This window comes from Massilimicrobiota sp. An134 (genome assembly GCF_002160815.1).
Taxonomy (GTDB): Bacteria; Bacillota_I; Bacilli_A; order Erysipelotrichales; family Coprobacillaceae; genus Allocoprobacillus; species Allocoprobacillus merdigallinarum.
In genome coordinates, this window is record NZ_NFLH01000016.1 from 20,683 (window position 1) to 38,807 (window position 18,125).

At 30.2% G+C, this 18,125-nt stretch carries 27 protein-coding genes; 10 read left to right on the top strand and 17 right to left on the bottom strand.

The features are described from left to right. Positions 1 to 32: 32 nt before the first annotated feature. From abc-f to B5E79_RS07810, 5 genes are all read right to left on the bottom strand, one after another. On the bottom strand, positions 33 to 1,508 hold the full coding sequence (gene abc-f, locus B5E79_RS07785; RefSeq protein WP_087297583.1) for a ribosomal protection-like ABC-F family protein: 1,476 nt from the start codon (positions 1,506 to 1,508) through the stop codon (positions 33 to 35). A 206-nt stretch (positions 1,509 to 1,714) separates the two neighbouring features. After that, positions 1,715 to 1,960 carry a stage VI sporulation protein F gene (locus B5E79_RS07790; protein WP_087297584.1) on the bottom strand — a complete coding sequence of 82 codons (246 nt, stop codon included), beginning with the start codon at positions 1,958 to 1,960 and terminating at the stop codon, positions 1,715 to 1,717. Positions 1,961 to 2,101: 141 nt separating this feature from the next. Next, the gene (der, locus tag B5E79_RS07795; RefSeq protein WP_087297585.1) at positions 2,102 to 3,409 is read right to left on the bottom strand and encodes a ribosome biogenesis GTPase Der; all 1,308 of its coding nucleotides are present in this window, start codon (positions 3,407 to 3,409) and stop codon (positions 2,102 to 2,104) included. 13 nt (positions 3,410 to 3,422) lie between these two features. Then, complete coding sequence (cmk, locus tag B5E79_RS07800; protein ID WP_087297586.1) at positions 3,423 to 4,085, bottom strand: (d)CMP kinase; 663 nt, start codon at positions 4,083 to 4,085, stop codon at positions 3,423 to 3,425. A 37-nt stretch (positions 4,086 to 4,122) separates the two neighbouring features. Next, positions 4,123 to 4,824 carry a hypothetical protein gene (locus B5E79_RS07810; RefSeq protein ID WP_143746774.1) on the bottom strand — a complete coding sequence of 234 codons (702 nt, stop codon included), beginning with the start codon at positions 4,822 to 4,824 and terminating at the stop codon, positions 4,123 to 4,125. Positions 4,825 to 4,931: 107 nt separating this feature from the next. On the opposite strand from B5E79_RS07810, the gene B5E79_RS07815 reads away from it, so the two are divergent. Continuing rightward, positions 4,932 to 5,114 carry a ferredoxin gene (locus tag B5E79_RS07815; RefSeq protein WP_087244178.1) on the top strand — a complete coding sequence of 61 codons (183 nt, stop codon included), beginning with the start codon at positions 4,932 to 4,934 and terminating at the stop codon, positions 5,112 to 5,114. 15 nt (positions 5,115 to 5,129) lie between these two features. Here B5E79_RS07815 and B5E79_RS07820 read toward each other — a convergent pair whose 3' ends face one another. The 6 genes from B5E79_RS07820 to B5E79_RS07845 all read right to left on the bottom strand — a co-directional run bounded on the left by B5E79_RS07820 (position 5,130) and on the right by B5E79_RS07845 (position 8,880). Then, entirely contained in the window at positions 5,130 to 5,345 is a 216-nt protein-coding gene (locus B5E79_RS07820) for a hypothetical protein (RefSeq protein ID WP_087244177.1), read from the bottom strand. A 108-nt stretch (positions 5,346 to 5,453) separates the two neighbouring features. Next, positions 5,454 to 6,194, bottom strand: a complete 741-nt coding sequence (locus tag B5E79_RS07825) for a pseudouridine synthase (RefSeq protein ID WP_087244176.1) — start codon at positions 6,192 to 6,194, stop codon at positions 5,454 to 5,456. A 42-nt stretch (positions 6,195 to 6,236) separates the two neighbouring features. Beyond that, positions 6,237 to 6,746: a spore maturation protein B gene (locus tag B5E79_RS07830; RefSeq protein WP_087297587.1), complete on the bottom strand. Its 510-nt coding sequence runs from the start codon at positions 6,744 to 6,746 to the stop codon at positions 6,237 to 6,239. Further along, a complete protein-coding gene (locus tag B5E79_RS07835; RefSeq protein ID WP_087244174.1) occupies positions 6,739 to 7,308 on the bottom strand; it encodes a hypothetical protein in 570 nt (189 codons plus the stop codon). Before B5E79_RS07835 ends, B5E79_RS07830 begins: the two co-directional genes overlap by 8 nt. Continuing rightward, on the bottom strand, positions 7,301 to 8,311 hold the full coding sequence (locus B5E79_RS07840; RefSeq protein WP_087297588.1) for a D-alanyl-D-alanine carboxypeptidase family protein: 1,011 nt from the start codon (positions 8,309 to 8,311) through the stop codon (positions 7,301 to 7,303). The genes B5E79_RS07835 and B5E79_RS07840 overlap by 8 nt, the downstream gene beginning before the upstream one ends. 38 nt (positions 8,312 to 8,349) lie before the next feature. Next, positions 8,350 to 8,880: a DUF5662 family protein gene (locus tag B5E79_RS07845; RefSeq protein ID WP_087297589.1), complete on the bottom strand. Its 531-nt coding sequence runs from the start codon at positions 8,878 to 8,880 to the stop codon at positions 8,350 to 8,352. Positions 8,881 to 8,987: 107 nt separating this feature from the next. Here B5E79_RS07845 and B5E79_RS07850 point away from each other — a divergent pair, with 107 nt between their 5' ends. Further along, positions 8,988 to 9,359, top strand: coding sequence for a hypothetical protein (locus tag B5E79_RS07850; RefSeq protein WP_087244171.1), 372 nt, complete (start codon positions 8,988 to 8,990; stop codon positions 9,357 to 9,359). Positions 9,360 to 9,515: 156 nt separating this feature from the next. On the opposite strand, the gene B5E79_RS07855 is transcribed toward B5E79_RS07850, so the two are convergent. The 5 genes from B5E79_RS07855 to B5E79_RS07875 all read right to left on the bottom strand — a co-directional run bounded on the left by B5E79_RS07855 (position 9,516) and on the right by B5E79_RS07875 (position 11,415). Beyond that, positions 9,516 to 9,959, bottom strand: a complete 444-nt coding sequence (locus tag B5E79_RS07855) for a GNAT family N-acetyltransferase (RefSeq protein WP_087244170.1) — start codon at positions 9,957 to 9,959, stop codon at positions 9,516 to 9,518. A gap of 101 nt (positions 9,960 to 10,060) precedes the next feature. Next, positions 10,061 to 10,315 carry a DUF7000 family protein gene (locus tag B5E79_RS07860; protein WP_087297590.1) on the bottom strand — a complete coding sequence of 85 codons (255 nt, stop codon included), beginning with the start codon at positions 10,313 to 10,315 and terminating at the stop codon, positions 10,061 to 10,063. Beyond that, complete coding sequence (locus B5E79_RS07865) at positions 10,296 to 10,547, bottom strand: DUF7000 family protein (protein WP_087297591.1); 252 nt, start codon at positions 10,545 to 10,547, stop codon at positions 10,296 to 10,298. Before B5E79_RS07865 ends, B5E79_RS07860 begins: the two co-directional genes overlap by 20 nt. Before the next feature lie 43 nt (positions 10,548 to 10,590). Next, entirely contained in the window at positions 10,591 to 10,839 is a 249-nt protein-coding gene (locus B5E79_RS07870; RefSeq protein WP_087297592.1) for a DUF3781 domain-containing protein, read from the bottom strand. Between the two features lie 24 nt (positions 10,840 to 10,863). Then, positions 10,864 to 11,415: a Sir2 family NAD-dependent protein deacetylase gene (locus tag B5E79_RS07875; RefSeq protein ID WP_087297593.1), complete on the bottom strand. Its 552-nt coding sequence runs from the start codon at positions 11,413 to 11,415 to the stop codon at positions 10,864 to 10,866. 182 nt (positions 11,416 to 11,597) lie between these two features. On the opposite strand from B5E79_RS07875, the gene B5E79_RS07880 reads away from it, so the two are divergent. The 6 genes from B5E79_RS07880 (at position 11,598) to B5E79_RS07905 (ending at position 15,157) form a co-directional block, all read left to right on the top strand. Then, complete coding sequence (locus B5E79_RS07880; RefSeq protein ID WP_087297594.1) at positions 11,598 to 11,873, top strand: ArsR/SmtB family transcription factor; 276 nt, start codon at positions 11,598 to 11,600, stop codon at positions 11,871 to 11,873. A gap of 84 nt (positions 11,874 to 11,957) precedes the next feature. Continuing rightward, entirely contained in the window at positions 11,958 to 12,962 is a 1,005-nt protein-coding gene (locus tag B5E79_RS07885; protein WP_087297595.1) for a permease, read from the top strand. An 11-nt stretch (positions 12,963 to 12,973) separates the two neighbouring features. After that, positions 12,974 to 13,234 carry an RDAC family protein gene (locus B5E79_RS07890; RefSeq protein ID WP_087297596.1) on the top strand — a complete coding sequence of 87 codons (261 nt, stop codon included), beginning with the start codon at positions 12,974 to 12,976 and terminating at the stop codon, positions 13,232 to 13,234. Positions 13,235 to 13,248: 14 nt separating this feature from the next. Continuing rightward, positions 13,249 to 13,590 carry a thioredoxin family protein gene (locus tag B5E79_RS07895; protein ID WP_087244163.1) on the top strand — a complete coding sequence of 114 codons (342 nt, stop codon included), beginning with the start codon at positions 13,249 to 13,251 and terminating at the stop codon, positions 13,588 to 13,590. Positions 13,591 to 13,594: 4 nt separating this feature from the next. Beyond that, positions 13,595 to 13,984, top strand: a complete 390-nt coding sequence (locus B5E79_RS07900; RefSeq protein WP_087244162.1) for an arsenate reductase/protein-tyrosine-phosphatase family protein — start codon at positions 13,595 to 13,597, stop codon at positions 13,982 to 13,984. A gap of 144 nt (positions 13,985 to 14,128) precedes the next feature. Further along, positions 14,129 to 15,157 (top strand): MerR family transcriptional regulator, encoded by a 1,029-nt coding sequence (locus B5E79_RS07905; protein WP_158095486.1) that lies wholly within the window; start codon positions 14,129 to 14,131, stop codon positions 15,155 to 15,157. Between the two features lie 17 nt (positions 15,158 to 15,174). Here B5E79_RS07905 and B5E79_RS07910 read toward each other — a convergent pair whose 3' ends face one another. Beyond that, positions 15,175 to 15,402: a hypothetical protein gene (locus B5E79_RS07910; RefSeq protein ID WP_087297598.1), complete on the bottom strand. Its 228-nt coding sequence runs from the start codon at positions 15,400 to 15,402 to the stop codon at positions 15,175 to 15,177. Between the two features lie 374 nt (positions 15,403 to 15,776). Between B5E79_RS07910 and B5E79_RS07920 the strand changes: the two genes are divergently transcribed. Next, positions 15,777 to 16,592, top strand: a complete 816-nt coding sequence (locus tag B5E79_RS07920) for a Cof-type HAD-IIB family hydrolase (RefSeq protein ID WP_158095487.1) — start codon at positions 15,777 to 15,779, stop codon at positions 16,590 to 16,592. 120 nt (positions 16,593 to 16,712) lie between these two features. Then, positions 16,713 to 18,125 (top strand): ROK family protein, encoded by a 1,413-nt coding sequence (locus B5E79_RS07925; RefSeq protein WP_087297600.1) that lies wholly within the window; start codon positions 16,713 to 16,715, stop codon positions 18,123 to 18,125.

The following is an 18,125-nucleotide window of genomic DNA, read 5'->3' on the forward strand; positions in this document are numbered from 1 at the left end:
GTCTTTTATTGTATATGGATACACATTATTTGTCAAACCAGTTCTTGAAAATCCATTATTTTCGTAGCAATGGTCTGTTGAAAATATTGATCATGTTCAACAAACAACAAAGTAGGCTGATAAGTTAAAATTGCATTTTCAAGTTGGATACGTGAGAAAATATCAATATAATTTAAAGGTTCATCCCATATATATAAATGGGCCGAGGTTGCCAGTGAAATAGCTAACATGATTTTTTTCTTTTGACCCTGGCTCAAATTTTCTAATGCGATATCAAAATGAGAACGTGAAAATCCCAATTTTCTAAGTAAAGTCTTTACCATTGTCTGATCTGCTCCATACTTTTGAATCCAATCATTCAAATTCCCTTTTAAAAATGTACAATCCTGAGGAACATAGGAAATTTTCAGTTGACTGCCACAATGAAAATCACCTTCATGATCAATCTTCTCTCCTAATAAAAAATGAATCAGACTTGATTTTCCACAACCATTTGGTCCCTTTAATAACACACGATCACCTTGACAGATTGTTAATGATAAATCCTGAAAAACAGTCTTTTGTTGATAAAACAATGAAAAATGTGAAAACTGAATCAGTTGTTTTTGAAAATACTTTAAACATTTTATTTTTAAATCATCATATTCTTCAATATCCTTTAACAGAGTCTTTTTCTTTTCAATAGCCTGAATTTGACGTTTTTCAATATTTTTAGAACGCTTCATCATTTTTGCTGCCATATGGCCTACATAGCCTTTATCAGCAGCACCTCTTTTTGATTTTTCAATCTGATGACCCCAATTTTCTTTTTGTTGTTTAGATTTTTCCATCTTTACAATATCTTTCTTTAATTTTTTATTCAGCATCATTTCTCTTTCATCTTTTTTGGTCTTATCATTATACCAGCTAGAAAAATTTCCATTCACAATATCAATCGTTGTTGGATTAATCGCCATAATATGATCACAACAGCTATCAATAAAATAACGATCATGACTAACCAATAAAAAGCCTTTTTGTCTTTGCAGATACTTAGCAATGCGTTCACGAGAATTCTGATCCAAATGATTGGTTGGTTCATCAATTAGTAAAAATGAATTCTTTCTTAAAAACAAAATAGCCAATAATACTTTCGTCTGTTCACCATAAGATAGCGTATCAAATGGTCGATAAAAGACATCTAAGCCATCTATATCTAATAAATGTAATTCTTTTTCAAGTTCCCATTGTTCTAGTGTTGGACATATCTCATAACAGATATCTATCGTTAATAATTGTGGATCTTTGATAGTATAAGGAAAATAACTGCATGCTTCGCTCATGATGATTTGACCTTGATAATCATATTCTTTCATCAAAAGCTTTAAAAGCGTTGTTTTTCCACGTGCATTGCGACCAATCAATGCTGTTTTAAAAGAAGTATCTAATGAAAATGAAATATCATCAAAAACAAGTTCATAACTTCCTTCATAACCAAATGTTAAGTGTTGTACCTGAATTAACGACATCAAACATCCCTCCTTTATAAAATAAAAACGACAAGAAAATAGTCCTTGTCGTTATAATTATATTTATGATAAAAAGAGAGCTATTTTCTTGCGTGCATCTTCTAGATGCAAATCTTTAGTTTTCTGCAAGAAAATTTATACATCCTTCCACTTCCCTTCATCATTTCCATTATAGCTTGTCTTATATTCCTTTTCAAGCCAAAATATCATTTTACAAGCTTATCTATATCGGAAGGGACCTGATTGTTTTGAATAATATGAATGATCTTATCCATTTGTTCAGGTTTCACCTGTCTATTTGTCAAACGTGAAATCTTATTGACAAATTCTCTGATATTTTGCTCATCTTTTAAGTCTTTGGTCTGTAAATCATTTGCTAATGATAAAATATCAGCTTTAGACACATTCGTTTTCTGCGATACCTTATCCAATAATTTATCTTGTTTATCCATTTGAATCACCCAAGATTAATATATGCACATATATAAATGATTGTTCAGCTTTTCCATTGACAAAGCTTTCATTCCTCAGTCATTCATATTTTTATATGATTCAAATTTTCGATGAGCTTGCGATATTTAAAAGTGTATTTTTTAATCTCTTTTTCTACAAAGAATATGAATAGGTGTTCCTTCAAAACCAAAAGCATCACGTAAACGATTTTCTAAATATCGCTTATAGCTAAAATGTAAGTATTGTGGATCATTTGTAAACAAAACAAATGTTGGTGGACAGACACTGACCTGATTGGCATAATAAATTTTTAAACGTCCACCATTAAATGTTGTTGTTGGATTCATTGTTTGTGCATCAATCAAAACATCATTTAAAACACTTGTCGCAACACGTTTTTGGCTGTTGGCATAAACCTCCTGAATCATCGGCAACAACAAATGAACACGTTTTTTATCTTTAGCCGATACAAAAATAATAGGTGCATAATCCAAATATTTGAATTGTTCACGAATCTGACTTTCCATTTTTTTCATTGTCTTAGAATCTTTTTCAATCAGATCCCATTTATTAACTACCAGAATAACAGCTTTTCCAGCTTCATGGGCATATCCAGCTACATGTTTATCCTGTTCGATAATTCCTTGATTCCCATCAACAACCATTAAGACAACATCACTTTTTTCTACAGCTGATAAAGCACGTAAAACAGAATACTTTTCAACATTTTCATAAATTTTTCCTTTTTTACGCATTCCTGCTGTATCAACAACACAATACTTCTGTCCATCTTTTTCAAAAGGTGTATCAATAGCATCACGGGTTGTTCCTTCAATATCTGATACAATGACACGTTCTTCACCTAAAATGGCATTCGTTAAAGAAGATTTTCCAACATTTGGTCTTCCAATCACTGAAAAACGAATAATATCATCTTCTTTTTTTTCATCCACAGCAGGCAATTGATGAATAATTTCATCTAAAACATCTCCAATACCAATACCATGACTTCCTGATACTGCAATTGGATCACCAATACCTAAACTATAAAAATCATAAATATTATCTTTAAATTTCTGATCATCTATCTTATTAACAGCTAATACAATTGGTTTTCTTGATTTTTGTAGTAAACGAGCAACGAAAAGATCTTCTTTTGTAACGCCTTCACGACCATTGACAACAAATAAAATAATATCTGCTTCTTCTATAGCAATTTCTGCCTGCATTTTGATTTGTTCAGTAAAAGAAGCATTTTCTAATTCAATTCCACCTGTATCAATGATTTTAAAATCACGTGTCAGCCATGATGCATCCGCATAGATACGATCACGTGTAACACCTGGAGTATCTTCAACAATGGAAATGCGTTGACCAACAATACGATTAAAAATTGTTGATTTCCCAACATTCGCTCGTCCTACAATTGCTACAATTCCTTTTCTCATGATTATTCACTCCCTATACTCTCTGTTCTACAAGTTGCATCACTTTTGCAACAACTTCTTCCAATGTCATGTCTGATGTATCAATTTCAATGGCATCATCAGCTTTTTTTAAAGGAGAAATAAGACGGTTCATATCTTGTTCATCTCTTAAAGCAATCTCTTTTTGAATGTCTTCTAAATTGGATTCAAGACCTCTTTGCAAGTTCTCTTTATGACGACGTAATGCTCGACATTCAATGCTGGCAACCTGATAAATCTTTAACTCAGCATCTTTTAAAACAACCGTTCCAATATCTCTACCATCTAAAATCACACCGCCACCTTGAGCCATTTGTCGCTGCTTATCAACGAGAAAAGTTCTGACTACTTCATATTGAGAAACAATACTTGCTCCCATTGACACTTCATTTTCACGAATAGATGATGTGACATCTTCATGATTCAATTGAATCGTTCCATCTGGAAACATTTGAATATCTATATCCTTTAAAAGTGCTGATACACCCTGTTCATCATGGAAATCAATATGATTTAACCAGGCATAATAAGCGACACAACGATACATAGCTCCAGTATCAATATATGTATAATTTAAATTCTTAGCTACCATTTTGGCAATTGTTGACTTTCCAGCAGCAGCTGGACCATCAATAGCAATTGAAATTCTTTTCGTCATATTCTATAACCTCACTTTTCAAAACCAACTGAATTCTTTAAAAAAACAACTGTTTAGCAATAAAGAATGCTAAAACAATAAAGATCACAATAAAAACAATAATCACATAATTTAAAATTGTCACTAATTTACTATCTTTTTCTTCTTCTGTATCTTCTTCTACAATTTGTTCTCTTTGTTTTTTAACTTTCACTTCTTCTTTATGTTTAGTTTTTTCTACTTTTTCTGGTTTTGTTTTTTCAACTTTTTCACGTTTTGTTTTTTTCTTATCTTCCTTCATAAAATCCGCAATAGTCAAACCTTCTTCATATTTCTTTAACTCCTCGGCATCTTCTTCTGGCGACATTGCAGCTAATTTTTCTAATAAAGACATTTTCTTTTGTGGTTCAGCCTTTATTTCCTGTGTTTGAGACGTTTGTGCATGTTGAGGCTGATGTTCCTCAGATTGTTTAATTTTATTTAAAATATCTAAACGTGTATTATATTGTTCTTTACCAACATTCACTTTTGCTTCATTTAAAGCAGATTTGATTTCTTCATTATCAGGTTTTAATGTTTCATATGATAAAGGTTCCATCAATGTATCCTGAATATCTTTCTTTTGATTTTGAGGTAAAAAAGCTAAAAAATCATCTTCTTCATCATCCTGTTCATATGTCATCTGACGATCAATTGCTACCTCTTCTTTCATTTCATCTCTTAATTCTTTATATTTATTAATTCTTGTTTGTTTCTCCATTTCGCATCACCGACCTCATTATAACATAACTATAAAAAATTATAAAATAAACTTTCAAAATAATTCTATTTAGTATATAATAGGCGTATGAATAGGAGGTAATAAAAATGTATAAAGTTAATGAAAATTGTATTGGTTGTGGTTCTTGCACAGCAGTATGTCCAGAAGTTTTTGATTTAAACGCTGACGGATTAGCAGAAAACATTCTAGGTGAAGTTCCTGCTGAATTAGAAGAAGCTGCAAAAGAAGCTGCAGCATCTTGCCCAGTTGATGCAATTGTTAATGAATAAGATAAAAAAAAGAGCTTAAGGCTCTTTTTTTAATGGATAAGAATTCATTTCGTTTTCAATTAAATGTTTTTTCATTTCATTTTGTGGTGGTTTAAAAAAGCTAATTGTATGACATTTATTACACCATATAAAATGAATACCTTCTAATTCTTTATATTCAATAAAAGGCTCTTTAGCCCCACAGATACCACAAACATTTGTTTTTCCCGGTTCTAAAACAACACTACGCATATTTCATCCTCCTTGCTTTCTATTATAATCACTTCATATCAGTCTTCAATAAACTTCATCATACAAATAACGACAAAAAAAGATATCTCTTGCAAGATATCCCTTTATTTAACGATTTCTGGCATTTTTCTTAGATAATGCCATCGTCTTTAATTCTTTCACTTCTTGAGGTTTTAACATACGATATTGTCCTGGTCTTAATCCTTTTAAATCAACTGTTCCCACACGTAAACGATGTAATCTTTTAACTGGATGATCAACAGCTTCGAACATTTTCTTAACCTGTCGATTCTTTCCTTCAATCAATTTAATCATTAACATGGTTGTTCCATGTTCTTCATCTTTACCAACAATCTTAATGCGGCAAGGTAAAGTCTTAACTCCTTCAAGATAAATACCTTTTTCTAATTGACGAACAGTCAAACCATTAACCAAACCTTTAACACTTACTTCATAAACCTTTTCTAAATGTGATGAGGGATGCATCATTAAATTTGCAAACTCTCCATCATTCGTCATCAACAATAAACCAGATGTATCATAATCCAATCTTCCCACTGGATAAATACGTTCCTTCACATCAGGCAAATAATCAATAACCGTTTTTCTTCCCAGTTCATCACTTAATGAACAAATACATCCCTTAGGTTTATAAAATACATAATAAACTTTATTTTCACTTTGAAGAGCCTTTCCGTCAATCATGATCAAATCTCCTTTTTTGACTTTAAAGCCCAACTCACTTACGACTTCACCATTGACTTCGACTCTCCCTTGACGAATAAGATCTTCAGCTTTTCTTCTTGAAGTATATCCACTCGCTGCAATTGCTTTTTGTAGTCTTTCCACAGTATCACGTCCTTTCCCTATCATTATACATAGTTTATCAAATTATACAAACATTTTTAAATAAATCATAATCGCAAATATGACAGACAAAAAATCCATCGTTAAACCTACAGGTAAAGCATAACGGGTTTTCTTCATATGAATAGAAGAAAAATAAAGTGTCACAACATAAAATGTTGTATCACTGCCACTTTGAATAAGTGTTGCTAGTAAACTTAAAGGATGATCAACACCAAACATTTCATAAAACGAATAGAGATATGATAATGAAGCATTGGCACTGACAGGTCTTAACAAACCGAGTACAAGTATATCAATAGGAATCTGTAAGAATTGTAACACTGGCTGAAAAAGATGACTCAAAAGTTCAATAGTTCCACTACTTTGAAGTAATTGTACAAAAACCATAAATGCCATTAATGTTGTAAAAAGTGTCTGAAATAATGTCAAAGCGTCTTTGACACCTTCAATAAACAAATCAAATAAAGGATAATGTTTGATTAAACCATCAATAAAGACACAGAGTAATAAAATAAAAACAATCTTATTCATGATCAATCACCCTTTGTATAATCAATCCAATGATAATAATTGTAATACCAATAACTAACATATATGGATAAAATGCATAAATATCCTGTGAGCCCATTTGTTTTCTGATCATAAATAATGTTGATGGAAATAAACATAATCCTGCTGTATTGATAATCACTAAAGTCAGCATTTCACGACTTGGACGTTGTGGATGAGGATTGTATTCCTGAAGTTTTTGAAAAGCTTTAATACCACTCAAAGTCGCAAGTGTTCCTAAACCTAAAAGATTTGCAATCACATTAGAAGAGAGATAAGTATAAACATCATCATGTTTCATGACTGGTCCATAAATGACACGAAACAATGGTTTAAAAATAATTGAAAAATAATTCATGAATCCTGTTTTTTGAATAATGTTTAAAAAACCACCCCACAAACAAGCTGCCAGTAACACATTTAAAAGTAAATCCCATACCATAAATGGTGTATCCATTAAAGCTGTCATCATGGCTTCTTCCTGATGACGACATAAACCAATCAACAAAAAGACAACAACACTCCATTTCCAGATTCTAGCCATTCATGCATTCTCCAAACAACATCCATGCATATTGAAAAATCATTTGTAAAGCATTTTGCTGATTGACTTCATAAATGGGATTTTCATTTACATAAACTTTTAATATATCACCCTGTGATTGCAGGGATACATTTTGACTTTCCTGTCCACAATAATAAAGATCCTGATCAATGAGAAATGAATGACCGTGATACTGATAGATTCCTTTAGATAAAACCAGTACATTTTGATATTTTTGAAAACATTCTTCATACTTTTTTTGATGAAATTCAAAATCATTTCCACAATTAAACGTCACAATAACTAAAGAAACATCATCTTTAATTGCACGTGTGACTAAGGTACGTTTTGCTTTTTTGGTATATCCTGTTTTTCCTCCAACACAATACTCATATTCTTCCAGCAATCTATTTTTGTTATGCCATGTTCCCCCATCATCTTCGCGTTTATAAGTTTCTTTCATGACAATATCATTGAAAATAGGATTTTGACTACAATAAGACATAAGCAAAGCCATATCATAAACACTGGACTGATTTCCATCATCTTCTTCATCCAAACCAGTTGGATTAGAAAAATGTGTATCTGTCATATGAAGTTCCTGAGCCTTTTGATTCATCATTTCAACAAAGTGTTCAATACTTCCACCAACATTTTTTGCAATCACATTAGCTGCATCATTTCCACTTCTCAATAATAAACCATGCAATAAATCTCTTAAATTAATGCGGTCACCTATATGTATATAGATGCCACTTCCCCATGCTTCATTAACTTCTTCACCAATCTCATATTCATCATCCAGTTGTCCATTTTCAATCGCAACAATTGCTGTCATAATCTTAGATATGGAAGCAACACTCTGGACTTCATGAATATTTTTTCCTTCTAATACATTGTGTTGAGTACTTTCCATCACAATATATGATTGACCTTGAAAATCAACGGCATGTACATTGACTATACATAATAAAAAGCATAAAAAAAACATGATTTTTTTCATAGTATCACCTATAAATACTATATGAAAAAGAATACATGTTATGATTTTTTCTTCCATTCTGGATGTGTACGAATATATACAATGGTTTGATCTAAGCCATGATCATGAAGATAATGTAAAAGATGTTCTAAAAAAGCACGTGTATCAGGGTGCATAATATAAGAATATTTTCCCCTTTCATAATAAGCGAGTGGAAATGTATCTTGATATTTATCACCTTGATAAGTCTGACTGGCTGCTATACGATCACAAAACATTTCTAAAACATAGCGTGCAGGCATTTTGGCAGGCTGCAAACCATTGCGTGTAAAATCGACCCAAAATTCCCAATGATGTTTATTTCTTCCCTTGTGATGTAACCAGGCTAAAGAATAACCTTTGTCACGACGTTCTACAGAATTTGGCGACTTATCCCCTTGGTAATACTTGATTCCTGTAGAAAATTCACACCATGAATATTTTGACATATCATGTAGTAGACCCTGTTTATATAAACCTATACGAAAGCATAGTTTCATGACTTTCCATTTATGTTTTGTTATTGTTTTGAAATGGCCTAAAGCTTTCATCGAATCACCCGTATTTAGTATACAATGTTTTATATTTGAAGTAAATCTCTTTATTTTTTTTCAAACGGTGTTATAATGTAGTCGATGTGTAAGAGGAGGTTTGAGAGATGTCAATTAAAGTTGATGTTCGTACAAATATTAATGATTATGAATTAACACTTGAAAAATGCTCTGAAATTATTACATTATTACAAGACACATATCAGAATATTAGAAATGATATGTATGCTCGTTTTTTAAGCATTCGTATTTTAATCAAAACATTATCTATTGTTGCATGTTTGATTGTTTTATATTTATTAACACATAGTGCATTTTTCTTATATTCTACACCTATCTTTATGGTTGTAGCATTAATATTTGCGATAGTGAGTGCTGAATATATTACGACACAAACACGTAAACAAATTGTTATACAATTAAAGCATTACACAAAAGCACGTGAACAATTATTGCAATACGAAAAAATCAAGTTATAATGACTTGATTTTTTTATTATACAGTTTACTATAAACCATCATTATTCTATTTTTAGAATTGAACTTATAATCAACTTTTATCATTTATCACAAATCTTTATTAATTTACCTAATGTCATTTCGACATATTCTACATACCCTTTGTATCTTATCTATCTATAGCTTTCTTTGTAAATAGATCATATCTATCAATTGAATACCCTGCTCATATATAGGATGGTCATAATGGTCTATAAAAAAATTTTGAATACTATGTGAACGGATAAAACCACATTTTTCATAAAAAGGAATTGTCAAAGGACTATCTCCTGTACCAACCTGTAAAACAGAATATTTTTCTTTATATTTTTCAACAATAAATTCTATCAAAATACGCCCATATCCTTTTCCCTGTGCTTCTGGCTTAGTTGCTATATTTTTGATTTCAAGAATTCCATGACCTTCATCAGTCACAACACATTCACATTGAATACCATCATCATCTAATACATACATTGTTCCACGTTCAAGATACTGATCTATCATATCTTCCTGTTCATCAGCCAAAAGCAACAATGAAAGAAATTGTTTTTTATTTTTCTTAATTTCTTTAATTTCCATATCAACACACCTCTGTATTTTGATGCTCATTCTTCTAAACTTATATGAAAATATTTTTGAATCCACACCATTCGTGAATAAAACAATGATTTGACTATATATTATTCATTATGGATTTGTTTTAAATATTCTTGTATTTGTGATGCTAAAGAAACTGAACGCTCAATAATATGATGCGTCATGCTTTCCTGATTTTCAAAATCTATGTTTGTTTCTAAAACAATTTCCACAATGGAATATTTAGGCATTATTTTTTGATTATGATTCCATTTTGTTTTCTGTAATATTTTCCAGTATTTTCTTTGAATATCTGCATTTTGTCCCATTAACCATAATTCAAAATTGAAGTTTTTCATGATTTAATACAATTCCAAACCTTAGTTTTTGATCTCTTAAATACTGATTAAAAAAAGCAAAATAAGTATAATCTAAATATCCAAATGAGATATTTCCTGTATTATAATCTTTAGGAAATTTTGATTTTAATTGTCCAACATATTGAATCAAAGTCAAATAAGCAGTTTGTATATATCCTTGATTTAACTGTTCTTTATATATTTCCAAACATTTTTGAATATCCTTTTTCATTAAAAGATTCTCCATTCTTTCATATTTTTTATTTGATAACTATTTATGTCATTTTATGTGCTGTTATAATTGTATAACTCAATGAATTGATAGTGACCTTGATTTGATCAACCTCACAATACCAATTTTTGCCACGTTTATAAATATGACAATTTTTGTCTAAAATCTTATTTCGACAGTACGCCACAACATCTTGTGTATCAAGTTTTAAGTTTCTTTTTATTCTTTCTATTCCTAATTCTGTCGTATGAATCTTATCAATATGATTAAGCAATACTTTTTTATCTTCCATCACTTTTTCTCCATCAATACCTACTTATTTCATAAGTTTTTCTAATACTTTTCTGACATTATGAGCAGCATCTTCCTGGATTTCAATAATTCTTGCCCCTCGACTTTTCGCAACTTCTCTTAAATCAACCGCAATCGCTGTATGATAAGAACACCCAATCACCAAAAAGATATCATCTGGTGTTAAATCATATACCATTTCATAAGCTTTTTGGTAATTTGGTGCAGGATCTCCATATAATACAGGTTTATTATATAATGACCAGGCAATAGACATTTCATCATCGTCAGGTAAACCACCATGCATTTCTAAAGCATCACTGCCAGCAAGTTTATGTAAACCATCAATATTCATGGTAATGACTGGAATATGATACTGAGCTAAGGCATAATGGGCATCATTAGGTTTCGCTCCATTCATACTGGCTTTCAGTTGTCTAATGACTTCGTTATATTCTTCATGATGCGTATTTGCATAATCTCTAAATAATTTTTCTCTAATATCAGGTCTTTCCATAAATGTTGGAATATTGGATTGTTTTGATATTCCTGCTCCTGTAAATGCAATTATTTTCATAGAAATCATCTCCTTTAAATATTGTATACTATTTCCATTTGTTTTTATATAAAAATATTTGATAAATCATTTATCAAATATAAAATCAACATTTTGCCATTTCTTCTCTATTTTTATCACATTGACAATCATCGATATGTATGTTAATATCATATCGAAGAATATAGATATGAGGTGATGATATGGATAAAGATTATGAACAGGAAGCAAAAGTTTTCAAAGCATTTTGTGATCCTAATCGTTTAAAAATTCTTAATATTTTAAAAGATGGAGAACATTGTGCATGTAAACTTTTAGAAATTCTTGATGTAAGTCAATCTACTTTATCACACCATATGAAAATATTAACAGATGCAAGGGTTGTGAATGTAAGAAAGGATGGCAAGTGGTCACATTATTCTTTATCAGGTGATGGGATTGAAAAAGTTATCCAGTATTTAAAAAATTATCGCATGTAAATGATTTTTCATTTTATAAAGCCACCATTAGGGTGGCAAAAATTCAAATATATAAATCGAAATATATCGATATAAGGAGGAACTATGAAAGAAATTTGGTTATTCTTTCAAAATCAAATTTTAGGAATGAACTGGCTCAATGAATTGATTGCTTTATTGCTAACTTCTGTTGGTATAGATATCAATTCCAATATTGGAGCCAGTATTCAGTTTTTTATTTATGATGTTATAAAGATCACAGTATTGTTATGTGTATTGATCTTTATGATTTCGTATATTCAAAGTTATTTTCCACCAGAAAGAAGCAAGAAAATTCTAGGTCGATTTCATGGTATAAAAGCAAATATCATTTCTGCTTTATTAGGTACAGTAACGCCTTTTTGTTCATGTTCATCTATACCGCTATTTATTGGATTTACAAGTGCTGGCTTGCCATTAGGAGTCACTTTCTCATTTTTGATTTCTTCACCTATGGTTGATTTAGGAAGTCTTGTTTTATTGATGAGTATCTTTGGAATCAAAATTGCAGTCGCCTATGTTATAGTTGGGCTTATTATTGCTGTTATTGGCGGAATAGTTATTGAAAAAATGCATATGGAAAAATATGTTGAAGCATTCATTATGAAATCTAGTCATGTAGATATTAGCTCACCAGATCTAAGTAAAACAGAACGTCTTCAGTATGCCAAGGAGCAGGTTATAGAAACCTTTAAAAAAGTTTTTCCATATATTTTGATAGGTGTAGGAATTGGAGCTATTATTCATAACTGGATTCCAGAAGCATGGATAGAAGGCATACTCGGTGGAAATAATCCTTTTGGAGTTATTTTAGCAACAATTGTAGGAATTCCAATGTATGCTGACATTTTTGGAACTATTCCAGTCGCCGAAGCTTTACTGGCTAAAGGTGCTTTACTTGGAACAGTATTAGCCTTTATGATGGCAGTGACAACATTAAGTTTACCTTCACTGATTATGCTAAAAAAGGCTGTAAAACCCAAACTTCTAGCATTGTTTATTGCAATCTGTACTCTAGGAATTATGATTGTTGGTTATTTGTTTAACATATTTTCATTTTTACTGTATTAGGAGGAAGGCATATGGCAAATGTTGTTCATTTTAATATGATCGTCGATATCAATCAGTTATTAAAAGAAAAAGGAATAGAATATTCCATTCATGCTATTGGAGCATGTACATGCAATGGCTTAGAACTTCGACAAGATGGTAAGGAATATCCTATTGATGAAATTATTGAATATATGAATGAGTGTCTGGATAAAAAATGGATGAGAGTTAGAAAAAGCAAAGACAATGAACATATTCTTAATGTGGAATCAAAGTTTGATTATGAAAAATGAAAAGGAGAATGTGTATGAATCTATTTAAAAAGAAAGAAAAAAAGGAATGTTGTTGTAGTCAGATTGATGAGGAAAGTGTTAAAAAAGCTGAGGAATTAATAAAAGATGATGGAATAAAAATCTTAGGCTCAGGATGTCAAAAATGTGATAAACTAGAGGAATCAGTAAGAATAGCATTATCAGAATTCAATTTTAATTTACCAATTGAACATATCACTGATTTTTCTCAAATTGCATCCTATGGTGTTATGTCCACACCAGCATTAGTATTGAATGGAGAAGTTGTTTCTTTTGGGAAAGTTTTATCAGTAGATGAAGTCAAACATATTTTATCAATAAAAATGAAAGGTCAATAAATATATGGAAAGAAAACTTAAAATTGCATTTGTGTGTGTTCATAATTCATGTCGCAGTCAAATTGCTGAAGCATTAGGAAAAAAGTTTATGAGTGACAGATATGATTTTTACTCTTGTGGAACAGAATTGAAACCTCAAATTAATCAGGATGCTGTCAGACTTATAAAAGACATGTATCAAATTGATATGGAACAGAACCAATATAGTAAATTAGTCCAAGATATTCCTCAAGTAGATATCGCTATTTCTATGGGATGTAACGTTACTTGTCCATATGTAGGTAAAAGTTTTGATGATAATTGGAATTTAGATGACCCTACTGGAAAAAGTGATGATGAATTCATCAAAATCATCAAAGAAATAGAGAAGAAAATAAAAAAATTAAATTATTAAATAAAATGAGCTTATAAGCTCTTTTTTTATAAAATCATATTGACCTTATAGTTATTGAAAGGTGTATGTTATAATAAAAGAGATCATATATAACTCTTTTCAAATATAATCATAGACGCTTAAAGACGAAAGGACAATATGCATATGAAAATCAAAGAAGTCGAAAAATTATTACAAATCAATTCTCAAACAATACGCTATTATGAAAAATTAGGTTTTTTAAAGCCAAAAAGGGATGAAAATGGTTATAGAAATTATACACAGGAAGATGTCCAGATATTAAGAAAAATACATTTTTTAAGAGATTTAGATATTCCTCTAGAAATGATTCAAACAATTCTTCTAAATCCAGATCAATTTCAAAATATACTAAATAAACATTTAAAATTTTTACAAGCAAAGATTGAAAATCTAGAAGAAGTTCAACAGAAATGTTTTCATTTAAATCAAAAAAACATTCCCTTGTTAGATGCAATTATTGATGGAGAATTTCAAAATCAGCCTGCTCATTCACATGATGAAATTAAATCAATTATTCATAAAGCATCTGAATTTATAAAGCCCTACCCTGTTGTCACATTAGGAAGAAAAACAACCCCTTTTCAATTTCTAAAAGAAATAATACTCATATTTATTTCTACAACTTTGATCACTATGAGCTTTCTTTTATATTTTATCAATACTCATACAATGACTCATATACATTGGGGTTTATATTTATTGAGTGTTATCCTCCTGACAATTATTTTCATATTCATATTATTTCATGAAAAATACTATGAATTTGGAATTGTCGATTTCTATATATTTGACAGCTATAAAATGAAGGCAAAGAGTATAAAAGCAGTATTAGAAAACACAACCCATGAAATAGCCAGACATTATTTATACAAAGATATTTGCAATGTTAAAATCCATGTTGAAAAAAAGATTGGTGGCATTGGTTTTGGACCTGTGACATATTATAATATTATCTATCAATTTCATATGCGAGATGGGAATCATTTTCAAATAAATAGTTCCTTATATCAGGAAACATCGCAGGATAGAAAATCTGTTTATGAGATATTAGATTATCATCATGTTAAAATTATTGATGAACAGAATTTAAAACAGTTCTTTTTACAAAAAAATCTATCTATTTATGAATATTTAGAAAAAAGATGCACATGATTGCATCTTTTTGACTCTTATATATCTTCAAAATATTTTGTCATGACATCATCTTTGTATTTAAAAAAGTATTTTTCTACACCTTTTACGAAAAAGTCACGACGTTTCTCCACTTGCTGATCATCTTCCTCTTTCCATACCTTCGCTATAAGTTCATGATGACGATAAAATATCTGGCATAATTCCAACACTTGATATTGGGTATTATAAAGCTGATACAGTTCTATAATTCTTTGATCTAACAATTGATTATATTGTCCTTTTTTGAAATACCTTGAATATGAAAAAGAGTATCCTGACATTGATGTTTTTGATAATAATGACATGGTTTACATATATCATCCCCTTCTATTGTCAGTTGGCAAAGCAAATAAGGATTTTTTATAATAGCATTAGCAATAGCATAAAAATCATGTTCCATCTTTTAGTCAGGAACAAATTCTTCAATTCCTGTACAATATAATTTAAAAATATCCATAAAATGATGGGGTTTTATGATAACTGTTTTCATATCAATCCTTCCTCTTTTTATTATCCATATTTTTCATGTCTATTTATTAATATTTTCTTAATTTTTTATGTTATAATGCTTATATATCAAATAAAGGGGAATAAATTCATGGCTATAAAAATGATTGCGGTAGATATGGATGGAACGTTTTTAGATGAAAATTCATCTTATAATCAAAAACGTTTTGATCACATTTATCAAATATTAAAAGATAGAGGCATTCGCTTTGTGGTAGCAAGTGGTAATCCATACAAGAAACTTCAAAACTGTTTTCCTCATATTCAAAATGAATTAACTTATATTGCTGAAAATGGAGGTTACATTATCAGTGAAGGTAAAGAGCTATATTTTGCACATATATCCTCTCAGGACAGTCAACTGATTATTGATACACTTCAAACAATGCCTGATGTTTTATGCTGGGTATGTACAAAAAATCAATCTTACACATTAGAATCATTACCTGAACATTATTATCAAATGTTTCTTCCCTATTTTCCTCATGTGAAAAAAGTTCAAAACTTTTCACTCATTAAAGAACCTATTGTGAAATTTGCGCTTTACTTACCTCAACAAAATACAACTCAACGTATTCATGATTTGACTCAAATTGCCAGTCAAGATATTAGAATTGTTGATAGCGGACATGCCTGTATTGATATTATTCCTCGTTTTGTCAGCAAAGGCATGGCAATTCAATTGTTAATGAAAGAGTTTCATATTTCGCCTGATGAAGTTATGGCTTTTGGTGATGCTGACAATGATCGAGAGATGTTATCAACAGTCAAATATGGCTATGTGATGGCAAATGCAAAAGAAGAAATGAAAAAAGATTTTCAATGGATGGCACCAGGATTTAATGATGAAGGTGTTTTAGAAGTCATTGATTATTATTTACAAAACAATTCATTCTTCAATTTATGATAGTTTTTTATCAAAAATATTGATAAATAGAACTTTTTTTAAAAAATTATTTTCTACTTTAGCAAAATATATGATTTTATCCATTTCTCCCTCTATAATAAAGATAAAGGGGGATTTTTTATGGATGAATTTTTAAGAGATATTCACACAATGCTTTTTAAGCAATGGATTTTAATTCAGAATCAAAGTCAATGTCAAATCTATCTTGATGATAAAAATGAAAATATCATAGATATTAAAACCAATTATAGTTTCAGTCAAGTTATTTTTAATCCCTTAAATATTATTGAATTAAGTGTTACCAATACAATGACTCAAAATATTGAGTTTTATCTTCATTTTCAAATGAAAACTATGAAACATGCTACTGAACTTTTTAATGAAATGATGAATAATATTCTACAATTGGTTGATAAACCAAAAATCAAAATATTATTAAGTTGTAGTGGTGGTTTAACAACGTCTTATTTTGCTTCTAAGCTCAATGAAGCAGCTCAAATTTTAGATTATCATTATGAGGTCAGAGCGATTGGATATACTGATTTATTTAATGTAGGCAATGAATATGATGTGATTTTATTAGCTCCACAAATCTCATTCATGCATGCAAAAGTACAGGAAATCTTAAAAGATAAAATTGTCTTAAAAGTACCTCCACAAGTTTTTGCCAAATATGATGTCGCCAAAACTTTACAACTTGTCAGACATGCCTTAGAACATCAAAAGTTACCTCATAATTCTAAAACTGAATCAACTATCAAACCATTACAAGTCATTCCACATCAAAATACAAAGATTCTTGTTTTGTCTCTATTTAGAAACAGTTTACGTGTTCACATTGCCTATCATCTCTATGATGAACAAAATCATATTATCAGCAGCAATGAAATTATTAAATTTAAAATCAGCATGGAAGACATTTATGACGTCATTGATACAATCTTATTACAATATCCACGTATTCAAATCATTGGCATTTCAACACCAGGTATTATCAATAATGGTTTTGTCGCTTCTACAAGTATCATAGGATTAAATAATTTTAACATGTATCAGCTACTCAAGGAGCGCTACCATCAACATATTGTCATTGATAATGATGTCAATACTGCTGCAGTCGGTTATTATGCTTCTCAACAACAATTTTCATCACTGATTTTCTTATTTCAGCCAAATAATCATTTTGGAGGAGCAGGAATTATTGTTAATGGACAACTTGTTAAAGGTCATGCGCATATTGCTGGAGAAGTGCAATACTTACCACTCAATTATTCTGCCCCACCACAAACACTTGCCAAGACACCTGAAGGCGCTTTAGAACTTGTATCTAAAACAATTGTAGCTTTATCTTCTGTGATTGGACCAGAAGCTATTATTCTTTCTTGCACTCTTATTCCTGATGTTGATGAGTTAAAAAAGATGATTGCTCAATATATACCTGAAAAGTATCTACCACGTATCATCAAAATAGAAAATATTCAAGAATATATTTTAATTGGTCAATTAATATTATGTTTACAAGAATATAAATAA

What these genes read in the sequence shown, in the direction of transcription:
- B5E79_RS07835 (WP_087244174.1), bottom strand. Translation starts at nt 7,308, where the DNA reads ATGGCTAGAATCTGGAAATGGAGTGTTGTTGTCTTTTTGTTGATTGGT.
- B5E79_RS07850 (WP_087244171.1), top strand. Translation starts at nt 8,988, where the DNA reads ATGTCAATTAAAGTTGATGTTCGTACAAATATTAATGATTATGAATTA.
- cmk (WP_087297586.1), bottom strand. Translation starts at nt 4,085, where the DNA reads ATGACGAAAAGAATTTCAATTGCTATTGATGGTCCAGCTGCTGCTGGA.
- B5E79_RS07865 (WP_087297591.1), bottom strand. Translation starts at nt 10,547, where the DNA reads ATGAAAAAGGATATTCAAAAATGTTTGGAAATATATAAAGAACAGTTA.
- B5E79_RS07885 (WP_087297595.1), top strand. Translation starts at nt 11,958, where the DNA reads ATGAAAGAAATTTGGTTATTCTTTCAAAATCAAATTTTAGGAATGAAC.
- B5E79_RS07820 (WP_087244177.1), bottom strand. Translation starts at nt 5,345, where the DNA reads ATGCGTAGTGTTGTTTTAGAACCGGGAAAAACAAATGTTTGTGGTATC.
- B5E79_RS07815 (WP_087244178.1), top strand. Translation starts at nt 4,932, where the DNA reads ATGTATAAAGTTAATGAAAATTGTATTGGTTGTGGTTCTTGCACAGCA.
- B5E79_RS07895 (WP_087244163.1), top strand. Translation starts at nt 13,249, where the DNA reads ATGAATCTATTTAAAAAGAAAGAAAAAAAGGAATGTTGTTGTAGTCAG.
- B5E79_RS07920 (WP_158095487.1), top strand. Translation starts at nt 15,777, where the DNA reads ATGGCTATAAAAATGATTGCGGTAGATATGGATGGAACGTTTTTAGAT.
- B5E79_RS07925 (WP_087297600.1), top strand. Translation starts at nt 16,713, where the DNA reads ATGGATGAATTTTTAAGAGATATTCACACAATGCTTTTTAAGCAATGG.
- abc-f (WP_087297583.1), bottom strand. Translation starts at nt 1,508, where the DNA reads ATGTCGTTAATTCAGGTACAACACTTAACATTTGGTTATGAAGGAAGT.
- B5E79_RS07860 (WP_087297590.1), bottom strand. Translation starts at nt 10,315, where the DNA reads ATGAAAAACTTCAATTTTGAATTATGGTTAATGGGACAAAATGCAGAT.
- der (WP_087297585.1), bottom strand. Translation starts at nt 3,409, where the DNA reads ATGAGAAAAGGAATTGTAGCAATTGTAGGACGAGCGAATGTTGGGAAA.
- B5E79_RS07890 (WP_087297596.1), top strand. Translation starts at nt 12,974, where the DNA reads ATGGCAAATGTTGTTCATTTTAATATGATCGTCGATATCAATCAGTTA.
- B5E79_RS07790 (WP_087297584.1), bottom strand. Translation starts at nt 1,960, where the DNA reads ATGGATAAACAAGATAAATTATTGGATAAGGTATCGCAGAAAACGAAT.
- B5E79_RS07900 (WP_087244162.1), top strand. Translation starts at nt 13,595, where the DNA reads ATGGAAAGAAAACTTAAAATTGCATTTGTGTGTGTTCATAATTCATGT.
- B5E79_RS07870 (WP_087297592.1), bottom strand. Translation starts at nt 10,839, where the DNA reads ATGGAAGATAAAAAAGTATTGCTTAATCATATTGATAAGATTCATACG.
- B5E79_RS07855 (WP_087244170.1), bottom strand. Translation starts at nt 9,959, where the DNA reads ATGGAAATTAAAGAAATTAAGAAAAATAAAAAACAATTTCTTTCATTG.
- B5E79_RS07810 (WP_143746774.1), bottom strand. Translation starts at nt 4,824, where the DNA reads ATGGAGAAACAAACAAGAATTAATAAATATAAAGAATTAAGAGATGAA.
- B5E79_RS07875 (WP_087297593.1), bottom strand. Translation starts at nt 11,415, where the DNA reads ATGAAAATAATTGCATTTACAGGAGCAGGAATATCAAAACAATCCAAT.
- B5E79_RS07845 (WP_087297589.1), bottom strand. Translation starts at nt 8,880, where the DNA reads ATGAAAGCTTTAGGCCATTTCAAAACAATAACAAAACATAAATGGAAA.
- B5E79_RS07840 (WP_087297588.1), bottom strand. Translation starts at nt 8,311, where the DNA reads ATGAAAAAAATCATGTTTTTTTTATGCTTTTTATTATGTATAGTCAAT.
- B5E79_RS07905 (WP_158095486.1), top strand. Translation starts at nt 14,129, where the DNA reads ATGAAAATCAAAGAAGTCGAAAAATTATTACAAATCAATTCTCAAACA.
- B5E79_RS07830 (WP_087297587.1), bottom strand. Translation starts at nt 6,746, where the DNA reads ATGAATAAGATTGTTTTTATTTTATTACTCTGTGTCTTTATTGATGGT.
- B5E79_RS07880 (WP_087297594.1), top strand. Translation starts at nt 11,598, where the DNA reads ATGGATAAAGATTATGAACAGGAAGCAAAAGTTTTCAAAGCATTTTGT.